This window comes from Caballeronia calidae, from assembly GCF_900044055.2.
Lineage (GTDB): Bacteria > Pseudomonadota > Gammaproteobacteria > Burkholderiales > Burkholderiaceae > Caballeronia > Caballeronia calidae.
Genome location: NZ_FCOX02000343.1, coordinates 1 through 674, shown reverse-complemented (window position 1 = coordinate 674; position 674 = coordinate 1). Strand labels below are relative to the sequence as shown.

General features: G+C 59.8%; 1 protein-coding gene. It reads left to right on the top strand.

Annotated elements, in window-relative coordinates; translation table 11 throughout:
- Positions 1 to 135 precede the first annotated feature (135 nt).
- The coding region (locus AWB78_RS42955; protein ID WP_198399358.1) for a transposase at positions 136 to 674 on the top strand (539 nt) is incomplete at its 3' end.

The window sequence follows — 674 nt, the reverse complement described above, 5'->3', positions numbered from 1 at the left end:
AGCGCCTGGACGCTGGTCAGGGAACTGTTCGGCTGGCGACAGTTTCACAACCGCCGCGAAGTGGCCGGCTGCCTAGGAGTATGCGCGGCAGAAATCTGATGTCATCCGGCCGAGCCGGGTAAGCGTTGTTAGGAGATGCCAATAAGCTATCTTCCCTACGAGCCGCAGCAGCAGATGTTGCTGCCCCACGCGCTGCAAGACTGGCTGCCTGAAGGGCACCTGGCCTATTACATCAGCGACACGGTGGATTCGCTCGACCTGTCAAGCTTCCATGCGCGGTATGCGGGCGGCGGCCCGCGCAATCAACCCTTTCATCCGGCGATGATGGTGAAGGTGCTCGTCTACGGCTATGCGACCGGGGTGTTCTCGTCGCGCAAGCTGGCCAGGAAGCTGCATGAAGATGTCGCGTTCCGGGTCCTCGCCGCGGGCAACTATCCGGCGCATCGCACGCTTTGCGACTTTCGCGCCTTTCACTTGAAGGAACTGTCGGACCTGTTTGTGCAAGTGGTGAAGCTGGCCAAGGAATGCGGACTGGTCAAGCTCGGGACGATTGCCGTTGACGGCACGAAGATCAAGGCCAATGCGTCGCGTCATAAGGCGATGAGTTACGAGCGGATGAAGAAAGCCGAGCTGGAACTCAAAGAACAGATCGATGCGCTGCTGGCCAAGGCGAA